This is a genomic window from Pseudomonas sp. 3A(2025) (assembly GCF_054589175.1).
Map to the genome: position 1 here is coordinate 20664 of NZ_BAAILM010000001.1, position 23789 is coordinate 44452.

Consider the following 23789-nt stretch of genomic DNA (forward strand, 5'->3'; position numbering starts at 1 on the left):
CACGAGGTTTCCATGAACAAGGTTGTCTTTATCACCGGCGCGACATCCGGTTTTGGTCGCGCCACGGCCCGGCGTTTTGCCGAGGCCGGCTGGTCGCTGATTCTCAGCGGCCGGCGCCTGGAGCGTTTGCAAGCGTTGCAGGACGAACTCTGTGCCAGGGTCGCCGTGCACATCGCCGCCCTGGATGTGCGCAATGCCGAGGCCGTCAAACAGGTGGTCGATGACCTGCCGCACGACTTCAAGCGTATTCACGCGCTGATCAACAACGCCGGCCTTGCGCTGGCGCCAGAGCCGGCCCAGCAGGTCAGCCTGCAAGACTGGCACACCATGATCGACACCAATATCACAGGCCTGGTCAACGTGACCCACGCCGTGCTGCCGCTGCTGCTGGAAACCGGCAAAGGCGCCAGCATCATCAATATCGGCTCGGTGGCCGGCGCCTGGCCGTATCCCGGCGGGCACGTGTACGGCGCCAGCAAAGCCTTCGTCACCCAGTTCAGCTACAACCTGCGCTGCGACCTGATCGCCACCGGCGTGCGGGTCACCGACATCGCACCGGGCATCGCCGAAACCGAGTTCACCCTGGTACGCACCAAAGGCAACCAGGCCGCCTCGGATAACCTGTATGGCAACACCACGCCGCTGCACGCCGAAGACATTGCCGAACAGATTCTGCATGTGTGCAGCCTGCCGGATCACATCAACATCAACCGCCTGGAAATCGTACCGGTGCGCCAGGCGTGGGCGGGGTATGCGATTGATCGGGACCTGTAAGGTGATTTACTGCTCAGGATCGTGCGCCGTGTCCAAGGCGTAGAACTCATGCAGTTTGGCCTGCAATAACGCTTTGTCCGGCAGATACGTCTGGTACTCGGCGATCAAGGCCGGAGAGAGGCTACGGTTGAGCGCATACTCGACCACCTCGTCGTCCTTGCTGGCACATAGCAGCACGCCGATGGCAGGGTTTTCGTGGGGTTTGCGTTCATTGCGGTCCAGTGCTTCGAGGTAGAAATCCAGTTTGCCAAGAACTGTCTCAGCGCAGCAGAAGCTTTGGCCGGCTGTGTGACACTGCGCTCGAACAAAGCCGTTTTGAATTGGCGCTCCAGATCCCGACTCGACCACTTTTCCTGAAAAGCCATTTGCAGATAAAACTCGCGCTCTTGCGGGTGCTTGCTTTGGCTCAGGATGATCAGATTATGGGGTCAGGGCAATTGTCTCACCAGTGGTGAGACTTTCTCATCATGCCTGTAAGCCTCATAAAACTGACGCATCCTGAAAAGATTAGGCCGCGTGAAACCGCGCAGTCCAGGCTGTGTAATTGCCAGATGATCGGCCAGTTGACTGACCACGGCATCGCCCCACTCAGCCTGCGCAAGCTTATGGCTGATATAGGCAGCTCGATCAGTTAATTACCCTCAGCTCTTCTCTACCCGCTCCAGCGCATGCAACCCATGCAGCTGTTCATCCCACAGGTAGCCGCCGAGTTTGGAAATGCTGGTAAACCATTCGCTGCGCTCGCCGTCGATCAGCAAGGTCACCCCGCGATTGCTGACAAAGTCGCCGTCGAAGCTCATTGAATACTCTTCGATCTGCAAGCGCCCACCGGGCGCCAGTTCGGCCGAACGGGCAATGCCGTCGGCGAAGGCATTGCCGGAGCGCTCGTACTCGTCGATGCCGTCATCGGTACTGGCGTAGGCGTAAAGGCGCCGGCCCAGATAGGTGATGCGCTGCTGGCTGCGGTTGACCAGCCACACCGGTTGTTTGTCCGAGCAACGGGAGAAATATGGGATGGCCAGATAAAGACCGGCCGGTGCCTCTTGCTCCCAGGCCTGCAGATTGGCCGCCGCGATCAGGTCGGCGATTTGCGCACGACGCGCCCACAGCACCTCGAAAGCATCGTCATCGATACGAGGGCGCGCGCCCTGGAAGGACTCCAGCGCATCGCACGCACAGTTCAACCGGGCATAGCGGGCCATCTCTGCCGAGTGTTGCTCTGCCACGCGCGGATGGCATTCATCGATCAGGCGGGTGGTCAGGCTTAATACCGCATCGCGGATGGGCTGACGGATCATGAACGCGTCCTTGAAGTCCTGAGTATGTAACGAAATGTACCTGCTTTAGGTCCTCGGCCCAACGGTTGTGTTAACACCGCCAAACCTGCGTTTCCTAAACAACCTGTTCCCTTCCCTCTTGCACCCCTCTACAATTGCGACTCATTCCTATCCACGTCCAGCCCTCAGGGGATTTCAGGTGTCCAACGCATTGCCGCCGTCTTCCCCGCATGATGACCTGCGCAGCCTTTACTGCGACCACGGCGGCTGGTTGCGTGGCTGGCTGAGCAAACGCCTGGGGGACCGGGAGCAGGCAGCCGATCTTGCGCATGACACGTTTGTGCGTCTGATCACCAGCACCGTCGTACAACCGCTGCGTGAGCCGCGCAACTTTCTGGCCACAGTGGCCAAGCGGGTGATGGTCGATCATCTGCGGCGGCGCAAGCTGGAACAGACGTATCTGCAAGCCTTGGCGCAGGAGCCTGAGTTGCATGAGTGTTCGCCTGAAGAACGCGCGCTGATGCTCGAAACGCTGTTGCAGCTCGATGCGATGCTCGACGGCCTGGGCGACAAGGCGCGCCAGGCTTTTTTCTATGCGCAACTGGACGGCATGGGCTACATCGAGATCGCCGAGCGCCTGGATATCTCGGTCAGTTCGGTGACCAAATACATGGCCAAGGCCACCGAGCAATGCCTGTTGTTCGCCCTGGACGCACAGCTGTGAACCCCGTTCAGCAACGCCAGGCCTTGCGCGATGCCGCCCAGTGGCATGCGCGTTTGAGTGCGACGCCGGACTGCGCACACACCCGTGAGCAATGGCAGGCCTGGCACCAACAGAATGATCTGCACCAGTGGGCCTGGCAGCGCCTTGAAGCGTTTCAGACGGATTTGCGCGGCATGTCCGGTTCGCTGGCGCGGCGCACGCTGGCCAGCGGCAATACGCAACCAGGACGCCGTACGCTGCTCAAGGGCCTGATGCTCGGCCTGGGCGTTTCCGGTCTGGCGTGGAGCGGTTATCGACAGGCGCCGATCTGGCTGGCCGACCTGCGCACCGCTACCGGCGAGCGGCGCAGCCTGAACCTGGCCGATGGCTCGGTGCTGACGCTGAACACCGCCAGCGCCGTCGATATTCGCTATGAAGCAGGGCAACGGCTGATCATCTTGCGCGCCGGCGAAATCCTCATCGAAACCGCCAGGGATCCACGGCCGTTCAAGGTGCGCAGCGCCCACGGTGAAATGCAGGCGCTGGGCACCCGCTTCACTGTGCGCGTACACGACACCCACACCGAACTCACGGTGCTGGAGCATGCCGTGGCGGTACGCAACGCAGCCACTGTACAAGCGCTGCGGGTCGAGGCCGGCCAGCGTCTGAACTTCGACGATGGCCCCTTACAGGCACCGCAGGCGGCCGACCAGAACCTGAGTGAATGGCGTCATGGCCGTCTGGTGATCGACAACTGGCGGCTCGATCAAGCGTTGGCCGAACTGCAACGTTACCGTCCGGGCTTTATCGACTGCGCCGCCGAAGTGGCCGGCCTGCGGCTGTCAGGCGCTTATCCGCTGGACGACACCGACCGTGCGCTGGCGGCCATTGCACGGGTATTACCGGTGGCCATCGACAGCCGCACGCGCTTCTGGATACAGGTCAGGTCCCGCGTTTAAACCCTCGAAAAGGCAGGCAATCGAAAATAATTGTGTTTTCGATTGTCGATTTTTCACGGCTCACTCGACCCCTTCTGCAAACCGCCTTATGGCTTTTGAAGGAGCCGTTCATGTCACGCATCGTCACCCTGCCGTCTTACCCGGCCAAGCCGCTTGCCGTCGCCATCCTGGGCGCCACCCTGACGCTGCAGGCAGGACTTTTCCAGCCACTGCTGAGTGCTGCAGGCCAGGCCCATGCCGAAGAATCGATGCGCCGCTATGCCATCGCCCCCGGCACGCTGGGTGCGGTGCTCAGCCGCTTTGCCAGCGAAGCCGGTGTGGTGTTGTCCTTCGATGCAGCGCTGACCAACGGCAAGCAAAGCAAAGGCCTGCAAGGCACCTACAGCGTCCCGCAGGGCTTTGCGCAATTGCTGGCCGGCAGCGCGCTGCAGGTCACGCGCAGCACCTCGGGTGACTATGTGCTGATACCGCGCAGCGGCGGTGACGCCGTCGAACTGGGCGCCACCAGCATCAACGGCAGCGTGCTAGGCGCGACCACCGAAGGCACGCACGCCTATGCCACCGGCGCGACCAACACTGCCACGCGCATGAACCTGTCGATCAAGGACACGCCGCAATCGGTCACGGTCGTCACCCGCCAGCGCATCGAAGACCAGAACCTGAAAAACCTTGATGAGGTGCTGCTCAACACCACCGGCATCACCCTGACCCGCAACGGCAGCGAGCGCTCCAATTACTACGCGCGCGGTCAGCAGATCGACACCCTGCAGATCGACGGCGTGCCCACCAACATCGGCAACAGCTATTCGATGGACGCCCTGTCCAAGCCCGACACCAATCTGTATGACCGTATCGAAGTGGTGCGCGGCGCCAATGGTTTGATGCAGGGCGCCGGCAACCCTTCGGCCGCCGTCAATCTGGTGCGCAAGCGTCCGACCGCTCAGGCGCAGGCTGAACTGAGCAGCTCGCTGGGTTCATGGGACACCTGGCGCAACGCGCTGGATGTCAGCGGCCCGCTGAACGACAGCGGCACCCTGCGCGGTCGCAGCGTGCTGGCCTACACCAAGGGCAACAGCTACCTGGACGAAGCTGGCAAGGAAAATACGCTGGTCTACGCCATTGCCGAAGCCGACCTCAGCGACAGCAGCCTGATGACCCTGGGATTCAGCTACCAGAAAGACCGCAACCCGGGCTACGACTGGAGCGGCCTGCCCAGCCAGGCCAATGGCAACTTCTATCCCCTGTCGCGCTCCACCGCGCTGACCGGCAGTTGGTCGAAGCTGAACAAGGCCAACACCACGGTATTCGCCGACTACCAGCAGCAGTTCGACAACGACTGGAAACTGGTCGTGGCCGCCAACCTGATGTGGGCAAAATCGGACTTTCTGGCCAACTACACCTGGCCGGTGGCAGCCAATGCCGGCAAGTACACCCTAAACCCCCGCGGCTTTCGTTATGACGACACGCAGACCAGCCTGGATGGTTATTTCACCGGGCCGTTCTCGCTGCTGGGTCGGCAGCACGAAGCGGTGTTCGGCTTCAATTTGCGCCATGACGATTTCGATTATCACGGCGGCCGCGATGCCAGCTACAGCTACATTCTCGACGTCAACAACCTGAACGCCTTCAACCCTCCGGCGCCGAACATCAACTACAGCCTGTGGAAATACAACTACACCACCCAGGAGCGCGGCGCCTATGCCGCCACGCGCCTGAACCTGACCGACAGCACGCACCTGATCATCGGCACACGCATGAGCTGGTATGAAAGCGAAAGCGATATCAACGGCGTAAAAACCGAGCTGTCGCGACCACGTGAGATCGTGCCTTACGTCGGCATTGTCCAGGACCTCACCGAGACCCTGTCGGCCTACGCCAGCTACACAGAAATCTTCAAGCCGCAAAGCACTGTCGACTTCAACGGCTCGATGCTCGACCCGGCCACCGGCAGTAACTATGAAATGGGCCTCAAAGCCGAGCGCCTCGACAAGCGTCTCGGCGGCTCGGTCGCGTTGTTCCAGACCGACCTGACCGGTGTTGCGCAGTCCCTCGCCAGTTGCGCCACCGGTATTCAGAGCTGCGCCGAACCCCAGGAAAAGATCCGCACCCGAGGCATCGACCTGGAAGCCTACGGCGAGCCGCTGCCGGGCTGGAACCTGTCGGCCGGCTACACCTACAGCTCACCGCGCTATGACGGCGGCAGCAAAAAAGGCAGTGCCGCCGCCACCGACATCCCACGTCACCTGTTCAAGTTGAATACCGACTACCGCCTGCCCGCGCCGCTGCAACAACTGCGCATCGGTGCCAGCCTGTATGCACAAAGCAGCATGTACAAAAGCGATGCGACCTGGCGCGTGCAGCAAGGCGGTTACGCGATCACCGGCTTCCATGCGGTGTATGAGGTCAGCAAGGATCTGGACGTGCAGTACAACCTCAACAACGCTTTCGATCGCAAGTACTACCAGACCGTGCAATACAACCACTACAACAACTTCTACGGCGAGCCGCGCAACTTCACGGTCGGGGTGCGGATGAAGTTCTAACCGGGTCGGCGCCCATCAGCGCCAATGCACCAACGCCTGGCCGGCCACCGGCGAGCGGAAAAACGGGATGCGCGTACCTTGCAGGCTGCCCAGGTAAACGGTGCGCAGATCCGCCCCGCCAAAGGTCAGGCTGGCCAGCCATGGCGCCAGCGTGCCGTGCGCGGCCTGCATGATTGGCGGGGTCAGGGTGCGGCTATGGTAATGCCGGTTCAGCTCGGCGGTGGCCGCAGGATTGCCGTCGTCGAGCAAGGTCAGCACCTCGCCGTCGGGGGTGATCGCGATGAGCTTGTCGCTCATGATCAGCGTCACCCACAGGTTGCCGAAAGCATCGAAGGCAAAGCCATCGGGAAAGCCTTCCAGTTGCTGCGGACCATAGACCTCACGCGCCCCCAGCGTGGCATTCGGGCCGACGCGCAAGCGCGAGATGCGCCGGGCGTTACTCTCGACCACGTATAGCCATTCTTCGTTGTCGTCGAAGCGAATCTCGTTGGTGCCGCCAAACCCCTCGGCGACGATGCGAATACCGCGTTCGTCGATCACGCCGATATAGCCATCGAGTACGGCTGAATTGATCGACTCGGTCCACGGCTGCATCGTGGTGGTCACCGTGAACCAGATGCGACCCTGCGAATCGCGCAACGGAAAGTTGGTCTTGCCCAGCGGCTTGCCGTCCAGCGAGTCGTACAGCACCTGCAGATTGCCCTGCCGGTCGAGGCGCTCGATGCGGTCCAGGCCCCAGTTACAGATGATGAAATCGCCTTCGGCGGTCAGCGCCAGGCCGTTGGGCAACGAGGCGCCCTGCGATTGCACGTAACGCGACTGAAAATCAGCCGGCTCGCTGGCGGACGTTTGTTGCGGGGCCAGCAGGGTTTGCGTGCCGTCGGGGTCGATGCGCATCACACCGCCGCGCGCATCGGCGCTCCACAACGTGCCGTCGGGCTGGGCGATAAGGCATTCGGGCCGTTGCAGGTCATGACCGACAAAACCGATGCTGTCGCGATCGACCTGCCAGCCCTTGAGCGGGTTGCGTGCCATGAGTAAGCCCTTGAGAAAGATGGGGCTGAACAGAGTGCGCAAGCGCCGGGTGTTCGGGAAATTGTTTGTCGCGATGCGAGGCATCCACGATGCAGATGCCTCGTTCAGGCTCATTGACTGGCCTTCAACGCCTCCCCCACCCTCTCCAGAGAACCCTGGACCGAGCCGGGCTGAAGTTTCAGCTCGGTGCTCTTGCCGCGGATCACCACCTCCATTTTGCTCACCACTCCCTGCGCATCCGCCAGAATCCGGTAGGTCGTGTCGCCGCGCACAAAGCTCAACACCTGCCCTGCGGTGTCATGCTCGAAACGCTCGGCTTCACGCTCGGGGTACAACAAGCCGACTTCGTCCTTACTGTCGACCGCTGCGTAATACACCATTTCATTGAGGCTTGAGCGGAACAGGATGATGCGCTTGCCGGACGGCGCCAGCGTGAACGACAGCAGAATCTGGCGCTGCTCGTCGTCTTCCCAGAGCGTACGCTCGGTGCCGACCATCTTGCCGTTCCTGTTCACCGAATGCGTTTCACGGGCCAGCCCCGAGGCGCTGGTCTGATCGATCATCGTCTCGCTCTGCATCACCGGCTCGCCGTCCTGGATGCTGTAGGTCGCATACCAGTGCGAGCAGCAGCCGTCCTTGGTCATGGTGTTGATCTGGCGAGTCTGTGGATCGAACTGGAACATCCCGCAGTAGTTCTGCGCCAGCTCGGTGAAGGCGTCGCTGTGCTTGAAGCCGTTCGCCGTACCAAGAAAAATCTGGAAGGACGGCCCGTGATAGCAACTGTTCTGGCCATCCATGATCGCCAGGTCCTTGATGCCGTCGAAGTTGAAATCGTCGTGGATCAGTACGCTTTGCTCGCCATAAGGCAATTGCTGGACGTTGGCCTTGACCTTGCCGGTGTCAGGGTTGACGTCCAGCACCAGTTCATCGGACTGCACATAGAACAGTGGAGCCTTACTGTTCTTGCCGTACACGCTAATGATGCCGGGGCGGAACACTTCGTCGCTGTCGACGATTTCCAGCGTGGCCCGGTATTGCGTTGAAAAGTCCTGCAGGTTCCAGGTTTTTTTGGCCGCCTGCTCAAAGCTGGCGCGGTCCATTTCACCGTGGCCCTCCACGGGCATGATCGCGCTGGCGGCTGCCGACAACAGCATGCCGGCCAGTAAAACAGCGACCCGTTGAATTCGTGAAAACGGCATGACGTGACTCCTGTGCATTTGCCGGCGATTGCACCACAACTCGCGCCCAATAAAAAAGGATCGCCGAAGCGATCCTTTTTTGTACAGCAACCCAACCTTACGCAGGCTGGTTCCACGGACGGTCGCCGTGCTCATCCTTGATGCGCGTCGGCAGCCCCATCGCGTCGAGCAGCGTGAGGAACGGCTCGGCCGGCAGTTCCTCGACGTTGGCCATGTGTTTCACATCCCACTCACCACGGGCCACCAGCAAGGCGGCGGCGACAGGCGGTACGCCTGCGGTGTAGGAGATGCCCTGGCTGTCGGTCTCGTCATAGGCTTCTTCGTGGTCGGCCACGTTGTAGATGAAGACCTCGCGGGCCTTGCCATCTTTGGTGCCCTTGACCAGATCGCCGATGCAGGTCTTGCCGGTGTAACCCGGCGCCAGCGAGGACGGATCAGGCAGCACGGCCTTGACCAGCTTGAGCGGCACCACTTCCAGGCCTTCGGCGGTCTTGACCGGTTGTTCCGACAGCAGGCCGAGGTTTTTCAGCACCGTGAAGACGTTGATGTAATGCTCGCCGAAGCTCATCCAGAAGCGCACGTTCGGCACATCCAGGTTCTTCGACAGCGAGTGCACTTCGTCGTGACCGGTCAGGTACAGGTTCTGCGAACCGACCACGGGCAGGTCGTCGGTGCGCTTGACCTCGAACATGGTGTTGCTGGTCCACTGGTTGTTCTGCCAGCTCCACACTTGTCCGGTGAATTCGCGGAAGTTGATTTCCGGGTCGAAATTGGTGGCGAAATATTTGCCATGCGAACCCGCATTGACGTCGAGAATATCGATCGAATCAATGTGGTCGAAATGCTGTTGTTGCGCCAATGCTGCATAGGCGTTGACCACACCCGGGTCAAAACCCACGCCCAGAATGGCGGTGACGTTCTTGTGTTGGCATTCTTCGAGGTGCTTCCACTCGTAGTTGCCGTACCAGGGCGGCGTTTCACAAACCTTGCCCGGTTCTTCGTGAATGGCGGTGTCCAGATAGGCCACGCCGGTATCGATGCAGGCACGCAGCACCGACATGTTGAGGAATGCAGAACCCACGTTGATCACGATCTGCGATTCGGTCTCGCGGATCAGCGCCTTGGTGGCTTCGACATCAAGTGCATTGAGCGAGAAGGCCTGGATGTCGGCGGGCTGCTTGAGGCTGCCCTTGGCCTTGACGCTGTCGATGATGGCCTGGCATTTGGAGATGTTGCGCGACGCGATGGCAATACGACCGAGTTCGTCGTTGTGCTGCGCGCACTTGTGGGCCACCACCTTGGCGACACCTCCTGCACCAATGATAAGAACGTTCTTCTTCAATTTCTTTAAGTCCCCTTTAATACGCCAGCTTACGAGAGGCTGGACAGGTAATCGTCAAAGCCGAACTCACGGACGACTTCGATGCTGCCGTCGAGTTGCTTGACGGCGATGGACGGCATTTTCAGGCCGTTGAACCAGTTTTTCTTGACCATGGTGTACCCCGCCGTGTCGAGGAACGACAAACGGTCACCAATGGCCAATGGACGATCAAATTGGTACTCGCCAAAAATATCCCCGGCCAGGCACGACTTGCCGCACACCATGTAGGTGTGTTCGCCATCGCTGGGCGCCAGCTTGGCGTTGAGGCGGTAGATCAGCAGGTCGAGCAGGTGCGCTTCGATCGAGCTGTCGACCACGGCCAGGTTCTTGCCGTTGTAGAGGGTGTCGAGCACGGTCACTTCCAGCGTGGCGCTGTTGGTGATGGCCGCCTCGCCCGGCTCCAGATACACCTGCACGCCGTACGTCTCGGAGAAGCTTTTCAGGCGCGCGCAGAATTTGTCCAGCGCATAGCCTTCGCCGGTGAAATGGATGCCGCCACCGAGGCTGACCCACTTGACCTGGTGCAGCAGTTCGCCGAAGCGATTTTCAATGGTGGTCAGCATCTGGTCGAACAGGTCGAAATCACCGTTCTCGCAGTTGTTGTGGAACATGAAGCCGGAAATCTTATCCATCACCGCGCCGATCTTTTCCGGGTCCCATTCGCCCAGGCGGCTGAACGGACGCGCAGGATCGGCCAGCAGATAGTCGGAGCTGCTCACTTGCGGATTGACGCGCAGGCCACGGATGGTACCGGTGGTGGCATCCGCGAAGCGTTCGAGCTGGCCGATGGAGTTGAAGATGATCTTGTCGCAGTTGGCGATCATTTCTTCGATTTCATCGTCGGCCCAGGCCACGCTGTAGGCGTGCGTCTCGCCTTCAAACTTCTGCTTGCCCAGCTTCAACTCATACAGCGAGCTGGACGTGGTGCCGTCCATGTACTGCTGCATCAGGTCGAACACCGACCAGGTCGCAAAGCACTTGAGCGCCAGCAACGCCTTGGCACCGGAGTTTTCGCGCACATAGGCGATCTTTTCCAGGTTGCTCAGCAGCTTCTGTTTGTCGATGAGGTAGTACGGGGTTTTGATCATTTCGCTTCCGTATTAAAGGTCGGCCAACAGGAGTCCGCGAACCTCCTGAAAAAAGCGGACGCGAATTGTGCCGATAACCGACGTCGACCGAAAGTCCATTGGGCAAATTTCGTCCATCGCGTGCCATGACAGTAATGGCGCCGAGCATGGCTATCGAACATGACAATAATGTGACAAACGTGTGATTGTCTGGCGTTGGCCCATTGTTTATGGGCCTTGAGGCTGCACAGGACGTGCTGAAAAAGCCGATGGGTGGTCGTGTCAGAGAAACCTGACCGGATAACTCACAATCACGCGATTCTCATCATAATCCGTCGCATTGAAATCCCGGCGCACGCTCGAATTGCGCCAGCGCAGCGACAAATTCTTGAAGCTGCCGCTCTGCACCACATACCCCAGCTCCGACTCTCGCACCCACTCCGAGCCGTCATCGACGTTGCGCAGCTGCACGTCATTGCCCTTCACATACCGCGTCATCAGGCTCAAGCCCGGTACGCCGTAGCCGGCAAAATCCAGGTCGTAACGCAGTTGCCAGGATTTTTCCTTCGGGTTGTCGAAGGCGTGGTTGAAGGTGTTGTTGGCGAGATAAATACCGCCGCTGCCGGTGATTCTCATCCAGCCCGTGTCACCGCCCACCTGTTGCAGGCCGACGCTGAAGGTGTGCTGACGTATGCCCAGCCCCACCAGTAATGAGCCGGTGTGGTTATCGAGTTGCCCGGCCTTGGCGCTGCCGTCGTCCTTGCCACGGAAGTAGCCGAGGTTGGCATTGAGGCTGATGCCTTCGGCCAGTGACCAGCGCTGGATCAGCGCGGCGTATTGTTGCTGGTAGATGTTTTTAAGCTCGCCCGCCCACAGGCGCACGGTGGTGTTCTTTGATTCGCTGCGGTAGTCGCCGCCCAGAAAGCGAAAAGCGTCGCTTTGCGCGCCGGCATAGGCCATGTCTTCCATTGAGGAATCGTTGCGCAGGCTGGTTTTGCTGAATTCGCCGGCGTACAGCGTCCAGTGTTTGATGTCCTGTGACGATAATTGCGCGCCACGAAAGGTTTGCGGCAAGGCGCGAAAATCGTCGGCGGTCACCAGCGGCAAGTTGGGCATCCATTCGCCGACTTTCAATTCAGTGGCCGATACACGGGCTTTAAGCGCCACGCCCAACCGGCCAAAACTGCCGGCCGGGTCGCCATCGCTGTCGCGCGGTAATAACAGCGCGTTGTAACGGCCGGCGCCGCCGTCCAGCTTCACCGCGTACTTGCCCAGTACATCGATACCGAAACCCACGGTGCCGGTGGTAAAGCCTGAGCGTGCATCGAATATGAAACTCTGCGTCCATTCGCGTGCCTCGCTCTGGGCCACGCCGGGCGCGGTGAAGTTACGCTCGAAAAAGAAGTTTCGCAGGTTGAGGCTGGCACTGCTGTCGTCGATGAAACCCTGGGCTTGAACCTGGGTGTGCAGCATCAAGGCAGATACAAGCAATGCGCCGGTTGTTTGGGGTGTACGTGCTTTCAAGACCATGACTCCCTTGTTATTTTTATTGAGGGACACGCCGGCAAGGCCCCATCGAAATGGGGCCTTGTTTAGTTCAGGTCAGATCAGACCGGCAGAGCGCAGCGCATCGGCGATTTCGCGGTCGGCGCCTTCGGCCAGTGGCAGCAGCGGCGAGCGCACGGTGGCGTGCTCCAGAATGCCGCGGGCAACCAGGCCATGTTTTAGGGCCACGGTGCCTTCCATGTGCGAGCCGCGATGGTAGACATTACGGGTCACTGGCAGCAGGCGGTCGTGCAGGGCGCGGGCGGCCGGGTAGTCCTTGCGCTTGCCGGCTTCGATCAGTTCGATCAGCGGCTCAGGCGTCAGGCCGCCGTAGCCGACCAGCGCACCGTCGACGTCGAACATGGTGTGCAGCAGGTATTCGTCGTGGCAGGTGAGGATTTGCAGGTCCGGCACTTCGCGACGTACCACCGGGATCTCGGTGTCCCAACGACGCATGTTGCGCACGCCGTTTTTCATGGCGAACACGCCCGGTTGCTTGGCGATGTCCAGTTGGGTTTCCAGGTCGTAGGTGGCCTTGGTGACATCCGGGTACTGGAACAGAATCAGCGGCAGGCCGCTGTGTTCATAGATGGCTTTGTAGCGGTCTTGCGCCGCGCCTTTCTGGTAGCCGAAACGCAGCCAGCCATGGGACGGATAGACCAGGCCCGCCGAGGCGCCAGCCTCTACAGCGCGCACAGCTTCGTCGGCGGCAACTTGAGTGCCTTCACCGGTGATGCCGGCAATGATCGGCAAGCGGCCACCGACCGATTCCTTGAACGCCTGGATTACTCGCGCCTGCTCGGCCTGGGTCAGGAAGGTGCCTTCACCGGCATGACCGAGTACCACAAGGCCTTTGACGCCGTCGAAACTGCCCAGCCACGCCCCCAGTTTCTGGATAGCGTCGTAATCGACCTGGCCATCACGGGTAAACGGAGTAACAGGGGCAGGAACCAGGCCGCGCAGGTCGATGGTGTTTTTAGTGCTCATGGTATTTCCTCTTTTCGGTTTAAGTGTCCACAACTGACGCGTGCAGGGGCGCAGAGAGTGCATGACGGCACGCTCTGAAGTTAATGGGTAAGTTCGGTGTCACTAACAGCGTATTGCGCGTTCTTAATCGTGTGTTTATTACGGCGACAGTTCTTCGAGAATCCGTCCTTTGGTTTCAATGGCAAACAATGCGGTGATGACACCAGTAATTAATAGAATGATTGCAAACACACCGAAGACGTAGTGCACACCGGCACCGGAAACCGCCACACCGACCACCAGGGGGCCGGTGGCCGAGCCCAGTCGCAGCCAGGCACTGCCCACCCCGGTGCCCAGCGCCCGCAAGCGGGTCGGGTACAGTTCGGCCGAGTACAGGTAGAGCGAGAAGGTCACGGTCTGGATCAGCGCATAGCCCAGCCCGGCCAGCAGCAGGATTTGCAGCGGCGTGGTCGCACCGGTCAGCGCCAGCGCAGCCAGCGGTATCGCGCCCAGAAACAGCGCACCGATGTACCAGCGGCGCCGCCCGACCTTGTCGATCAGCAAGGCACAGATGATCGCCGCCACCACACCGGCCGCCGAGGTCATGAAGCCGTAGGCCAGGCTGGTGTCCAGCGGCAGATTGAAGTGCTGCCGGTACAGCGTCGGCAGCCAGGTGATCAGGCCGTTGGCGACCATGTAGGCACCGAACCACATCGCCCAGATGACCAGCGAACGCTTGAAGTACATGCCGCGAAACAGCTCTTTCCAGCCCTGCCCTGCGCTCGGCTTCTGAATGGGTGGCACTTCAACCGGCGGGGTCAGGGTCTTGCCGGACTTGATAGCACTGTCTTCAAGACGAGTGACGATGCGGTCGGCCTCAACCAGACGGCCCTTGGAGGCCAGCCAGCGCGGTGACTCGAACAGGAAAAAGCGCAGCGGAATCAGCAGCATCGCCGGCACCAGCCCGACCGCGAACATGGCTTTCCAGCCGTAGATCGGCACCAGCAAGTAACCAATAATCCCGGCACCGACCAGCCCAAGCAGGAACATCACCTCATAGAGCAGAAAGAATCGACCGCGTTTTTTCGAGCCGATCAACTCGTTGACATAAGCACTGGCGACCGGCACCTCGCCACCGGTACCAATGCCCTGCAAGAACCTGAACGTCATCATCGCCACCGCACTGGAGGCAAACAGGCAGGCCACGTCCATGGCAACAAACAGCAGAATGGTAAAGGTCAGCACCTTCATGCGCCCGATGCGTTCGGCCAGCCAGCCAAAGAACACCGCGCCAAACAACTGCCCCAGATAACCGGCCGACAGAATCATGCCGATCTGGGTGGCACTCAGGTTCCACTCCTTGGCCAGTACCGGCATGGCATAAGCAATGGCGATTACGGTGTAACCATCAAAAAACGTAGCGGCACCAATAATGTTACGCGCCCAGAACACTTGCCGGGTAATCGGCAAGCGTTCCAGGCGGGCACTGATATTGGCCTGGCTCTTTCCTCCTTCTGTTAAAGGTTCTGTTTCTACTTGCTGCATCAACATGGCACTTCCTCTTCTTGTTGTTCGGATTGTCGGGCGTGCGCGGGCCTGCCGTGCAATACGCACAGTGCTTGAATTTGTCGAGTACGGCCGGCAAGTTGAAGAACCAACTTGCCTCTTACTTATTCAGGTATCAGTTACACGTGGGTCCGATACTGCCGTTGGCTTCCAGTGCTTTACCGATAGCAACTGCCGCTTCCAGTGCAGAAGACAAGGCACGCTCACGCAGCTCTTCAGCCGAGCAACGCACCGTCGGTGCGGCAATGCTGATCGCGCCGACGGGATAACCGTCGATGTCCAGCACCGGTACGGCCAGGATTCGCAAGCCGTCGGTGAACAGCGATTCAGTCAGGATGTAGCCATCGTCGCGAATGCGTGCCAGCAGGTCGGGCAGTTCCAGCTCGCTGGCGTGGGGCTTGATGATGAACGGGGTCAGGGGCGTGAGTTGCTGGACCTTGTCCACTTCCTTTTCAGGCAGAAACGCGAGGATCGACTGGCCGATGGCGGTCTGCGTGGCCGGCACCGTGGTGCCGACGCGGATATCGACACCCAGGCGGGTGATGCCGGCACGGACCCGCTCCAGATACAGCACATCGGCGCCTTGCAGCACCGCAAAGCTGGCGGCCTCGTTGGTTTCACCGACCAGGCCGCGCAGGATCGGTCGCACGATGCTGCGCAGGTCGGTGCGGGCGATGGCGTGAAAACCAAGATCGAGCACTTTGAGGGTCAGGGCAAAACGGCGGCTTTCCGGAATACGGGAGACGTAACCCAGTTCGACCAGGGTGTTGAGCATGCGGAAGGTGGTGCCGGGGTCGAGATCGGCGGCAGCGGCGATCTGGCTCAGGGTCAGTTCTTCATTGTCGGCAGAGAACGCTTCCAGCACCCGGAAACCTTTGGCCAGCGACTGGACGGTACTGCGTAACTTCTTGTCGTCCGGCTCTTGTAGAGAGGCAGTTGCAGTTTTATCGCTCTTCAACATGTTCTTCGCACCTTTTTTGTTTTTTCGGATTGCGAAATATTTTTCTCTTATATAGAATACCAGCTTGCCGCTTTGTGTCCTATTCGATTTATCTTGCTGATTTGGCTTTTTATATTCTTTTTGAATATATGAATGGCTATTGGCAGGATTTTTTGTGAATCGAAACTACGGACAATAACGAACTAACTATTTGATTTATAAGTATTAACTTTCAATGACAGGCTGCTAAAGACAGCCTGAAGACACCTATAAAAAGGCCCGGAATCTTCTGCCATGAAGATTCCGGGCCTTTTCGTTTCCATCACCTGCCGCGCGGTTATTCCTTCAAGCGCACAGCCTCCAGGTTCGGGTCTGCCTTGATCTGCGCGTCAGTGAACGGCAGCACTGGCCACTGCTGGCGAGAGAACAGCTCGGTCTGATCCGCGTAATGCTTCGAGGCCGGATCACTGGATTGCGAGAACGACAACACACCCTGCGCCACCGGCCCTTTGTCGTCGAAGCTCACCAACTGGATATAGCTGCTGCCACTGACGACGTTGAGCGTGCCGTCTTTTTGCGGCGTGCTCTGCATTGCGTTGTACACGCCCAGACGCCCGTCGCCGCCCGGCACCGGGATGCGCTTGCCGTTGCGCTCGGCCACTTGCAGTTGCCCCCAGGTCACGTCGGCAGGCAGCTTCAGCGCATCGACCTGAGTAACGGCTTTGCGCAGCATATCGGCCACGGCGCTGGCGACTTCCGGCTGTTGCCAGGCGATACCGCGCGGGGTGTTTTGCGCATCCTTGGCATCGAACGGCACGCGCCAGCCTTTGCCTTGCGCCTGGAATTCGCGCACGAAGGCCTGGAAGTAGACCCAGCCAATCGAGGCGTCGACCCCGGCGCTGCGGTTCCACGCCTTCATGGCCGAGCAGGCACGCTGGAATTCGCTGCCACCTTTAGGCGCGCCACACCATTGCAGCAGGTCATCGAGCAACAGGTCGGCCGAATGCACATGGTTGCCGGTGACCAGCCCGCGCAGGAACGCTTCGCTGATCGGCGCTTGCCCCAGGCCATTGAGTTGCGTCAGGGCAAAGCGAGCGCGCAGGCCCAGTGGCGAGCCTTCACGGCTGACGAGCGGCGAGAAGCCGGTCAGCGGTTGCGCCGGATTGCTCAGCCAGGCGCTGTCGTTGGAGTTCTGCACGAAGTCCTTGCGCAGCAGCACCGGCAGTTGCGTGCCCGGTACGATACCCGGCTGTACCGCACCCTCGGCGTTCTGCCAGTCACAGGCGCTACGGCTGCCATCCAGGCCCGGCAGGCCATGCGCCTGCAGCGCCGGAACGACGCAGCTTTGCAGTTGCGACAAGGCGACATTGGGCACCACCGAGACATTCATATAGGCGGCCTGGCCCTGCTGGTCGGCGGCCAGGGTGTTGACCCACGGAATGCCCTGAATGCGCTGCACTGCATCGCGCAATTCGGTCACGCTGCCAGCGCGGTTCATGGCGTACCACTGCTCCACCGCGCGGGTGTTGGCCAGGTTCGCGTCCTGGAAGGCGTAGGCATTTTTGCTGTCCCAGTCGGCAACGCCTGGCCACTTGATCAACGGGCCGAAGCGCGATTCATGGATCACCTGCGTCTGGGTGCTCAACTTGCCATCGGCTTCACGAATCTGGATCTGCACCTGCCGCTGTTGCAGTGGATAACTTTTGCCATCGACCACATAACGCTGCGGGTCCTTGGCGTCCAGGGTCAGCTTGCGCAGGGTGAAATGCCCGGAGGTGTCCACCGTGTGGGTCCAGGCCAGTTGCCGGTTAAAGCCGATATTGATCACCGGCAAGCCGGTCAGGGAAGCACCCATCACGTCCAGCTTGCCGGGGATGGTCAGGTGCATCTGATAAAAGCGCAGCGCGCCGAACCACGGGAAATGCGGGTTGGCCAACAGCCGGCCACGGCCGTTCTCGGTGCGCTCGCCGCCCACCGCTACCGCGTTGCTGCCGCGCTCGTAGACAGAACCCAGCACCCGCTCCGGGTCGATGCTTGCGCTTTGCGCAGCCCGCGACGTCGGTGGTGCAGCGGCCAGCAGCGGCTCGGCAAAACGGCCGATGCCGCCTTCGACCATCAGCCTGTGGATAAGCCGCACCATGTCCTTCTCGTGCAGCGGCCGCACCCACTCGGCGCCCTTGCAGGCCTGCGGCGCGCCCTTCTCGCTCAGGTAGCGGTTGAAGCCGGCGACATAGCCGGTCAGCAATTGTTTGACCGGCTCAGGTTGCGCGTTCCAGTAGTCGTCGACCGCCTTGTCGCTGTTCAGCCAGGTGAAGAACAGGTCCGACTGGACATTGCCCAGCCGCGCGGTCGATTGCCCGTCACGCCCCAGAAAGCGCGAGCGCTCGCCGCGGGCGGTCAGCACTTCATCGCTGAGCAGGCACAGGTTATCGCGGGCATAGGCGTAACCCACGCCATAGCCCAGGCCACGTTCGTCGCTGGCCTTGATGTGAGGAATGCCGAAGGATGTCCAGCGGATTTCGGTTTCACCACTGTTCAACACATCGCGGGTACACCCCGCCTGAGACAGCAGCAGCGCGGCCAGGGCACTGACCAGAAGACTTCGACGCACCTGAATACCTCTTGCAGATCATTGAGCGGCCCGGAACGGGCGCAACTCATCGGGATGCATGAGGGACGTGCGAACGCGGGATAAATTTAAGCTTAAGAAAGGCGTTCCATTTCCGAGACCCGGACACGGCAATGCTTCATCGCATTGACGATATGTTTCTCGACCATGGCCTTGGAAATACCCATCGCGCCGGCAATATCGTCGTGGCACAGGCCGTCGAGTTTGCGCAGCAGAAAAGCCTGCTGGCAGTTGGCGGGAAGTTCTTCGAGCGCCTTCATGACCATTTCCGCGCGCTGCATCTGGTACAGCGTGGCATGCGGGCTGTGCGCATGCGGGCTTTCTTCGGCGACGATATCGCCCAGCGATTCACTGTTGCGCACCACACCGCGACGAAATACATCCACACACAGGTTGATTGCGGTGCGATAAAGAAATGCCTTAGGGTATTCAAGCCCCGCCAAGCGCGGGCTTTCCAGTACTTTTATATAAGCGTCATGAGCGACATCGGCGGCCAGATTACGATCGCGTAATCTAATCGTCAGATAGCCCAGCAGACCTTGATAGTACTGTTCCATGTTTGCTCCGTCAGGAAACCGTATATCGGATCCTTGACACTCAGTCGCTATATTAAAAAACGACCAACTGTATAATAATTCTCATCCGCATAAAAAGAATTTCATGCAGTCTGTTACAAGATAATTTCATCCATATCGGTAGTCTCAATGCCCAGCCAAACGCCTACACCTGCGCCCCATGACCGTATCAGCGATGAAGCGGCGCACTGGTGCATGCGCCTGCATGAAGCGGACTTTTCCGGGCAGGAACGTGCCGCACTTGAGGCATGGCTGGAAAGAGACCCGGCCCATCAGCGTGAATTCGACGCCATGCTGGATATCTGGAACATCAGCGAGTTTCTGCCGGCGGCAAACCCCGCAACCACAGCACCTGCGAAAGTCATCCCGCTTGTACGCCCCAAGCCTGAGCGTGCACTGCGACGTCCGATGATGGCCGCTGCGGCGCTGGCCTTCACCCTGCCGCTGGCCGGCTTGATCGGCTGGAACCAGGGCTGGATTCCAGACAGTTACGAGCGCTTCGACAGCGAATCGGCGACGCGCGAAGTGACCCTTGCCGATGGCTCGCAGGTGCAGATGAACATCGGCACCCGCTTGTCCTGGAGCAACTACAAGGACCAGCGCAGCGTGACCCTGAGCCAGGGCGAGGCCTTCTTCAAGGTGCAGCACGACTCGGCGCATCCGTTCATGGTCAACGCGGGTTTTGGCCAGATTCAGGTCACCGGCACGCAGTTCAATGTCTGGACCTACAAGGATTCAGTGGTGGTCACGCTGGCCGAAGGCTCGGTCAGGGTGCTGGGCGACAAGCGCGAGCGCGACCGGGTCGCCTACCTGTCACCGGGCATGCAGGCGCGCTACACCCAGGCAAGCATCGACCCGCAGGTCAGCGCCGCCTCGCTGGACAACACGCTGGCCTGGCGCAACGGCAAGCTGATCCTCGACAACCTGACCCTGGCCGACGCCCTGCCGCAGATCAATCGCTACCTCGACACGCCGGTGCATGTGGCCGATGCGGCGACAGCGCAGTTGCGCATTGGCGGCATCTACAACACCCACGACATCGCCAGCCTGGTGCAGGCGTTGCCGAAGGTGCTGCCGGTGGTACTGAGTCGTAACAACGAGGGTGAGACGGTGATCAAGCGCAAGTCGGGTTGAAATCAGACTTTTCCAGGCCCGGGAGGCAGGTAGCGGCCGTACCAGGGACGGCGCGGGATGCGCCCGGCCAGCCGGTGCACCTCCTCTTCACGGTCATGAATGACATGCAGCGCCAGCTTCATGGTTTCTATATCCAGTTCGCCGCCACCGCCTCCATTACTGCGCCCCCAAGACCCGCACCCCGCTTCCGCCGGGCCCAGCCACGGCTCATCGATCTCGACCCAGCGCCCTTTGGCAAACCATGACACACCATTGATTTCTTTGCGTCGCACCTCACCGGGATGGGCCTGTTCATGGGCGTAGAACCAGTCCTCGATGCGGTCATCGATCCAGCCGTGAAACGCCCAGAACACCGGGTTGACGTGGGATGAGAACGCATCGGCCAGATAGTCGTTTTCTGCACGAAACCAGCGCTCGTGAAAGTCATTTTGCGGACGGTCATACAGCATCGGCATCTTGCTGTTTGGGTCACGGCACACCGCCGCCCAGCACATGTGCAGCCAGTCATGCAGCCCCAGCTCGATGCGGCTACCCAGTTCGCCCAGGCATATCGTGCTCAGGTAATCGGGGTTCTGGTACTGCGCTTCCCAGACCTGGAAGTTGCCGTAGTATCCCTCGCTGCTTTTCACATCCCGCAGCCACTGGTTGAAGGCATCGTCGCCTTGCGATTCCCAGGCAGGCGGCACCGAATAACCATCGTGGTTTTCCATGTAATCCACGAACGGCTGGATGCCATGACCAATAAATGGCCGGGGCGCCGGAAAGCGCTGCCACGATTTCAATTCCTGAAAACTGCGCGCATGCCCGAGCATGCCCCGGTGCATGTACAAAAAGTCCTCACCGGAGCCGTTCTTGTGCCGGTACTTGCCCCGCGCATCACGCTCGTGCCCCAGCGGCCCCGGCTGCCAGCCCAGACCGCGCAATGACTGCTGACGATCACTGTCGAGGCGATGCCAGCGGTCACGGGTCGCATGCCAGAGCTGGTGATAAAGGCGATGCTCATGGGAGATCAGCCAGGCGTGCAACTCGTCGGTATACGGCAGCCGCTCATGCGCCTGGATAAAGGGCCGGCGTACCGCGACGAAACTGGCTTGCACGGTGGACAAACCAACCTGGCTGCCACGCAGGCGCACCTTGCCACTGAGTGTCGCCTCACCACCGCCAGCGCTCCAGACACCCCAGACTTCGTCAAAGATGGCCGCGCACTCATAAGCCCGGCCCTGCTTGCCTGCCAGCTTCCAGCGCAGATTGGGCTCCTTGCCGGTATTGAGATCACCAAAGACCTCAAAGCCGCCCTCCTTGAACGGACGCTGCCCCAGATGGCCACGCAACGCACGCCCGGACGGGCCGACGTCCAGCAACAGCTCCAGCCCCTCACCGGCCAGATCGGCAAACGCCTGTTGCCCATCGAGCAAACGGAAATCCCAGATACCGACCAAACGCCCGGCCAACAGGCTTTGCCCCAGCGTGGGCGGAACGATGGTGGGTTCTTCGACCAGCGCCGCCTCTTCAGCCGCCTGATAGCGCTTGTAGCCCAAAACCGGCAGCCCGATCCCACCTGCCGTTGCAGCCACCGCCGCCGCACCTGCGAGCAACCCACGCCGAGAAAACTTCATCTAGCCCCATCCGCTTGTCCGCTCTCTGGTCAGAGCACCTGCCCCAAGAACGAACGGCCTGCGCCGGAATTTATGCAGGCGCGCGACACATCAACGACTAAAACGATTCGCCGCTTGTTCGTCTGCTTTGCAGAACTTTCGAAATGCAGCTGGAGAATGACATGTACCGCGCTTTAGTTTTGGCTCTTACGTTGGGCCTGCCTGGTTTGGCCTGGTCGGCAGAGAACTGCTCCACCGAAATCCATGGCACCGACATGATGACCTTCGACAAGAACGAGATCGTTGTACCGGCAAGCTGCAAGAGCTTCACCGTCACCCTGAAACACCCCGGCACCATGCCCAAGGAAGTCATGGGCCATAACTGGATTCTCAGCCAGACCAGCGACATGCAGGCGATCCTCGATGAAGGCAGTACGGCCGGGGTCGAAAATGGCTATCTCAAGGCCGATGACGCACGGATCATTGCCCACACCCGATTTCTCAGTGGTGGCGAAGAAGACAGCGTGACCTTCGACACATCGAAGCTGAAAGCCGACGGGGATTATCAGTTCTTCTGCTCGTTTCCTGGCCATGCCGTGCTGATGAAGGGTCGTTTGAAGTTCGGCGCCTGACTATCAAGCAAGGCCGCCACGCGAGGCGGCCTTTTTGTATTTCTTACCAACGCCCGGAATTGACCCAGAAGTTGACCGACAGCGACGTCGACACCGACTCCACCTGATGGAACCAACCCTCGGGCAAGAACAGTAAATCCCCCGCCTCCAGCACGATGCGATGGAACAGCACATCACGGGCAGCCGGGAATTTTTCATAGTCCGGGTTATTGGGATTTACGTCACAGCCCTCAAGCCCACCGCCTTCGGAGGTCGACCAGGTGCCCAGCGCTTCGCGGTGATGAGGCGCTGCGAGAATGAACGACTTCTGGCCCCAGACCTGGGCGAACATATTGTCCGAGTCATCGCGGTGCAACGGCGTGAGTGTGCCTTTGGGGCCAATCCAGATGCGCGGTTTGATGTACAGCGAAGCGTCGAAATAGTCCGGAAAGCGGATCAGTTCCAGCAACTGCGCAGGCACGACGTTGTTGCCCATATACGGCGCAGGCTCCCCCGGTGCGCGCGGCCGTTCCAGCGATTCAATGAACTCGGCGATGGAGGTCGAGCGAAAATCACGGTCTGTGGAAAAGGTCTTTTCCGCGTAATCGCCATGCCGGGTAATGCCCTTCAGCTCGGCAAAGTGGGTGATCGATTCTTCGCGGCTCATGTTGAAAAAAGGCCAGTCTCGCAGGGCATCGGTGAGAATGACCGGCGTACCGAAGGGCAGGTAGTCGCGGCGAAAATCTTCCACCGACAGGCTGTTGAATGGACGCCGCTCGATCTCCTGCACAGGAGGCTGCCCGGCAGAAAGTCGATCGCTGGCACGCTCGCGTGCCGGATAGCGCTGGTTCATCTTGACCGCTGGCTGCTCGACCGTCGTGCCGCGCCGCGCCGCGCTGATCATTTGCGGCAACATGGTCGCCAGCCCCATTTGCCCATCGATCTTCAAGCGACCATTGGCAAACAGCTCCTCGACATCCTGAGTGCCCTGCAAAATGCCGGCAAACTCCTGAGCCCCCACGGCAATGGTGACGTCGGCCGCCGCGTGCCGGCCAGGACGTACGTCCAGCGTGTCGCTCACTGCGGCCCACACGGTATTGTCCTGACCGAAATCGAACTGAAAGACGCCCTGCACACCCACCGCCTGCGCGCCGGAAAATAAACGGGTCAATACCGCGAGCACATCCATACGTCATTTCTCCTGAGCGCCAGATTTATGTCCTGTAAACGAATGGCGCCGCGCTGAAATTATCTCAAGCCACTCAAGGTTAAATTCAGCCGCACCTGACT

Annotated in this window: 19 protein-coding genes and 1 pseudogene; 6 read left to right on the forward strand and 14 right to left on the reverse strand. The window is 60.1% G+C overall.

The window, feature by feature from the left end; translation table 11 throughout:
* Positions 1 to 12: 12 nt before the first annotated feature.
* Entirely contained in the window at positions 13 to 774 is a 762-nt protein-coding gene (locus ACYP2A_RS00090) for an SDR family NAD(P)-dependent oxidoreductase (RefSeq protein ID WP_459741631.1), read from the forward strand.
* Between the two features lie 6 nt (positions 775 to 780).
* Here ACYP2A_RS00090 and ACYP2A_RS00095 read toward each other — a convergent pair.
* A pseudogene (locus ACYP2A_RS00095) lies at positions 781 to 1388 on the reverse strand (PDDEXK nuclease domain-containing protein).
* A gap of 27 nt (positions 1389 to 1415) precedes the next feature.
* Positions 1416 to 2072, reverse strand: a complete 657-nt coding sequence (locus ACYP2A_RS00100; RefSeq protein ID WP_459741633.1) for a hypothetical protein — start codon at positions 2070 to 2072, stop codon at positions 1416 to 1418.
* A 178-nt stretch (positions 2073 to 2250) separates the two neighbouring features.
* Here ACYP2A_RS00100 and ACYP2A_RS00105 point away from each other — a divergent pair, with 178 nt between their 5' ends.
* The 3 genes from ACYP2A_RS00105 (at position 2251) to ACYP2A_RS00115 (ending at position 6256) form a co-directional block, all read left to right on the forward strand.
* A complete protein-coding gene (locus ACYP2A_RS00105; RefSeq protein WP_459741635.1) occupies positions 2251 to 2775 on the forward strand; it encodes a sigma-70 family RNA polymerase sigma factor in 525 nt (174 codons plus the stop codon).
* Complete coding sequence (locus ACYP2A_RS00110; protein ID WP_459741637.1) at positions 2772 to 3713, forward strand: FecR domain-containing protein; 942 nt, start codon at positions 2772 to 2774, stop codon at positions 3711 to 3713. Before ACYP2A_RS00105 ends, ACYP2A_RS00110 begins: the two co-directional genes overlap by 4 nt.
* Positions 3714 to 3823: 110 nt before the next feature.
* A complete protein-coding gene (locus tag ACYP2A_RS00115) occupies positions 3824 to 6256 on the forward strand; it encodes a TonB-dependent siderophore receptor (protein WP_459741638.1) in 2433 nt (810 codons plus the stop codon).
* Between the two features lie 15 nt (positions 6257 to 6271).
* Here ACYP2A_RS00115 and ACYP2A_RS00120 read toward each other — a convergent pair whose 3' ends face one another.
* The 10 genes from ACYP2A_RS00120 to ACYP2A_RS00165 form a co-directional block, all read right to left on the reverse strand.
* The gene (locus tag ACYP2A_RS00120) at positions 6272 to 7291 is read right to left on the reverse strand and encodes an SMP-30/gluconolactonase/LRE family protein (protein ID WP_459741640.1); all 1020 of its coding nucleotides are present in this window, start codon (positions 7289 to 7291) and stop codon (positions 6272 to 6274) included.
* A gap of 110 nt (positions 7292 to 7401) precedes the next feature.
* Positions 7402 to 8490, reverse strand: coding sequence for an XAC2610-related protein (locus ACYP2A_RS00125; protein WP_459741642.1), 1089 nt, complete (start codon positions 8488 to 8490; stop codon positions 7402 to 7404).
* A gap of 97 nt (positions 8491 to 8587) precedes the next feature.
* Positions 8588 to 9832 (reverse strand): saccharopine dehydrogenase family protein, encoded by a 1245-nt coding sequence (locus tag ACYP2A_RS00130; RefSeq protein WP_459741643.1) that lies wholly within the window; start codon positions 9830 to 9832, stop codon positions 8588 to 8590.
* A gap of 29 nt (positions 9833 to 9861) precedes the next feature.
* On the reverse strand, positions 9862 to 10959 hold the full coding sequence (locus tag ACYP2A_RS00135; RefSeq protein ID WP_459741647.1) for a carboxynorspermidine decarboxylase: 1098 nt from the start codon (positions 10957 to 10959) through the stop codon (positions 9862 to 9864).
* A gap of 261 nt (positions 10960 to 11220) precedes the next feature.
* On the reverse strand, positions 11221 to 12468 hold the full coding sequence (locus ACYP2A_RS00140) for an OprD family porin (RefSeq protein ID WP_459741648.1): 1248 nt from the start codon (positions 12466 to 12468) through the stop codon (positions 11221 to 11223).
* A gap of 72 nt (positions 12469 to 12540) precedes the next feature.
* Positions 12541 to 13470, reverse strand: a complete 930-nt coding sequence (locus ACYP2A_RS00145; protein ID WP_459741650.1) for a dihydrodipicolinate synthase family protein — start codon at positions 13468 to 13470, stop codon at positions 12541 to 12543.
* Between the two features lie 138 nt (positions 13471 to 13608).
* Positions 13609 to 15000: an MFS transporter gene (locus ACYP2A_RS00150; RefSeq protein ID WP_459741652.1), complete on the reverse strand. Its 1392-nt coding sequence runs from the start codon at positions 14998 to 15000 to the stop codon at positions 13609 to 13611.
* A gap of 130 nt (positions 15001 to 15130) precedes the next feature.
* On the reverse strand, positions 15131 to 15976 hold the full coding sequence (locus ACYP2A_RS00155; RefSeq protein WP_459741654.1) for an IclR family transcriptional regulator: 846 nt from the start codon (positions 15974 to 15976) through the stop codon (positions 15131 to 15133).
* 316 nt (positions 15977 to 16292) lie between these two features.
* Positions 16293 to 18572, reverse strand: coding sequence for a bifunctional acylase PvdQ (pvdQ, locus tag ACYP2A_RS00160; protein WP_459741674.1), 2280 nt, complete (start codon positions 18570 to 18572; stop codon positions 16293 to 16295).
* A gap of 86 nt (positions 18573 to 18658) precedes the next feature.
* The gene (locus ACYP2A_RS00165) at positions 18659 to 19141 is read right to left on the reverse strand and encodes a sigma-70 family RNA polymerase sigma factor (protein WP_459741656.1); all 483 of its coding nucleotides are present in this window, start codon (positions 19139 to 19141) and stop codon (positions 18659 to 18661) included.
* A 147-nt stretch (positions 19142 to 19288) separates the two neighbouring features.
* On the opposite strand from ACYP2A_RS00165, the gene ACYP2A_RS00170 reads away from it, so the two are divergent.
* Complete coding sequence (locus tag ACYP2A_RS00170; protein WP_459741658.1) at positions 19289 to 20293, forward strand: FecR family protein; 1005 nt, start codon at positions 19289 to 19291, stop codon at positions 20291 to 20293.
* 2 nt (positions 20294 to 20295) lie between these two features.
* On the opposite strand, the gene pvdP is transcribed toward ACYP2A_RS00170, so the two are convergent.
* Positions 20296 to 21909 carry a pyoverdine maturation tyrosinase PvdP gene (gene pvdP, locus ACYP2A_RS00175; RefSeq protein ID WP_459741659.1) on the reverse strand — a complete coding sequence of 538 codons (1614 nt, stop codon included), beginning with the start codon at positions 21907 to 21909 and terminating at the stop codon, positions 20296 to 20298.
* Between the two features lie 161 nt (positions 21910 to 22070).
* Here pvdP and azu point away from each other — a divergent pair, with 161 nt between their 5' ends.
* Positions 22071 to 22520, forward strand: coding sequence for an azurin (gene azu, locus ACYP2A_RS00180; protein ID WP_459741661.1), 450 nt, complete (start codon positions 22071 to 22073; stop codon positions 22518 to 22520).
* 43 nt (positions 22521 to 22563) lie between these two features.
* Here the strand turns inward: azu and ACYP2A_RS00185 are convergent, their stop codons facing one another.
* Positions 22564 to 23688, reverse strand: a complete 1125-nt coding sequence (locus tag ACYP2A_RS00185) for a cupin-like domain-containing protein (protein WP_459741663.1) — start codon at positions 23686 to 23688, stop codon at positions 22564 to 22566.
* Positions 23689 to 23789: the final 101 nt, after the last annotated feature.

Excerpts from the sequence above, each read along its gene's own strand:
- ACYP2A_RS00090 (WP_459741631.1), top strand. The coding sequence starts at position 13 with ATGAACAAGGTTGTCTTTATCACCGGCGCGACATCCGGTTTTGGTCGC.
- ACYP2A_RS00100 (WP_459741633.1), bottom strand. The coding sequence starts at position 2,072 with ATGATCCGTCAGCCCATCCGCGATGCGGTATTAAGCCTGACCACCCGC.
- ACYP2A_RS00115 (WP_459741638.1), top strand. The coding sequence starts at position 3,824 with ATGTCACGCATCGTCACCCTGCCGTCTTACCCGGCCAAGCCGCTTGCC.
- ACYP2A_RS00120 (WP_459741640.1), bottom strand. The coding sequence starts at position 7,291 with ATGGCACGCAACCCGCTCAAGGGCTGGCAGGTCGATCGCGACAGCATC.
- ACYP2A_RS00125 (WP_459741642.1), bottom strand. The coding sequence starts at position 8,490 with ATGCCGTTTTCACGAATTCAACGGGTCGCTGTTTTACTGGCCGGCATG.
- ACYP2A_RS00135 (WP_459741647.1), bottom strand. The coding sequence starts at position 10,959 with ATGATCAAAACCCCGTACTACCTCATCGACAAACAGAAGCTGCTGAGC.
- ACYP2A_RS00140 (WP_459741648.1), bottom strand. The coding sequence starts at position 12,468 with ATGGTCTTGAAAGCACGTACACCCCAAACAACCGGCGCATTGCTTGTA.
- ACYP2A_RS00145 (WP_459741650.1), bottom strand. The coding sequence starts at position 13,470 with ATGAGCACTAAAAACACCATCGACCTGCGCGGCCTGGTTCCTGCCCCT.
- ACYP2A_RS00150 (WP_459741652.1), bottom strand. The coding sequence starts at position 15,000 with ATGTTGATGCAGCAAGTAGAAACAGAACCTTTAACAGAAGGAGGAAAG.
- ACYP2A_RS00155 (WP_459741654.1), bottom strand. The coding sequence starts at position 15,976 with ATGTTGAAGAGCGATAAAACTGCAACTGCCTCTCTACAAGAGCCGGAC.
- ACYP2A_RS00165 (WP_459741656.1), bottom strand. The coding sequence starts at position 19,141 with ATGGAACAGTACTATCAAGGTCTGCTGGGCTATCTGACGATTAGATTA.
- ACYP2A_RS00170 (WP_459741658.1), top strand. The coding sequence starts at position 19,289 with ATGCCCAGCCAAACGCCTACACCTGCGCCCCATGACCGTATCAGCGAT.
- pvdP (WP_459741659.1), bottom strand. The coding sequence starts at position 21,909 with ATGAAGTTTTCTCGGCGTGGGTTGCTCGCAGGTGCGGCGGCGGTGGCT.
- azu (WP_459741661.1), top strand. The coding sequence starts at position 22,071 with ATGTACCGCGCTTTAGTTTTGGCTCTTACGTTGGGCCTGCCTGGTTTG.
- ACYP2A_RS00185 (WP_459741663.1), bottom strand. The coding sequence starts at position 23,688 with ATGGATGTGCTCGCGGTATTGACCCGTTTATTTTCCGGCGCGCAGGCG.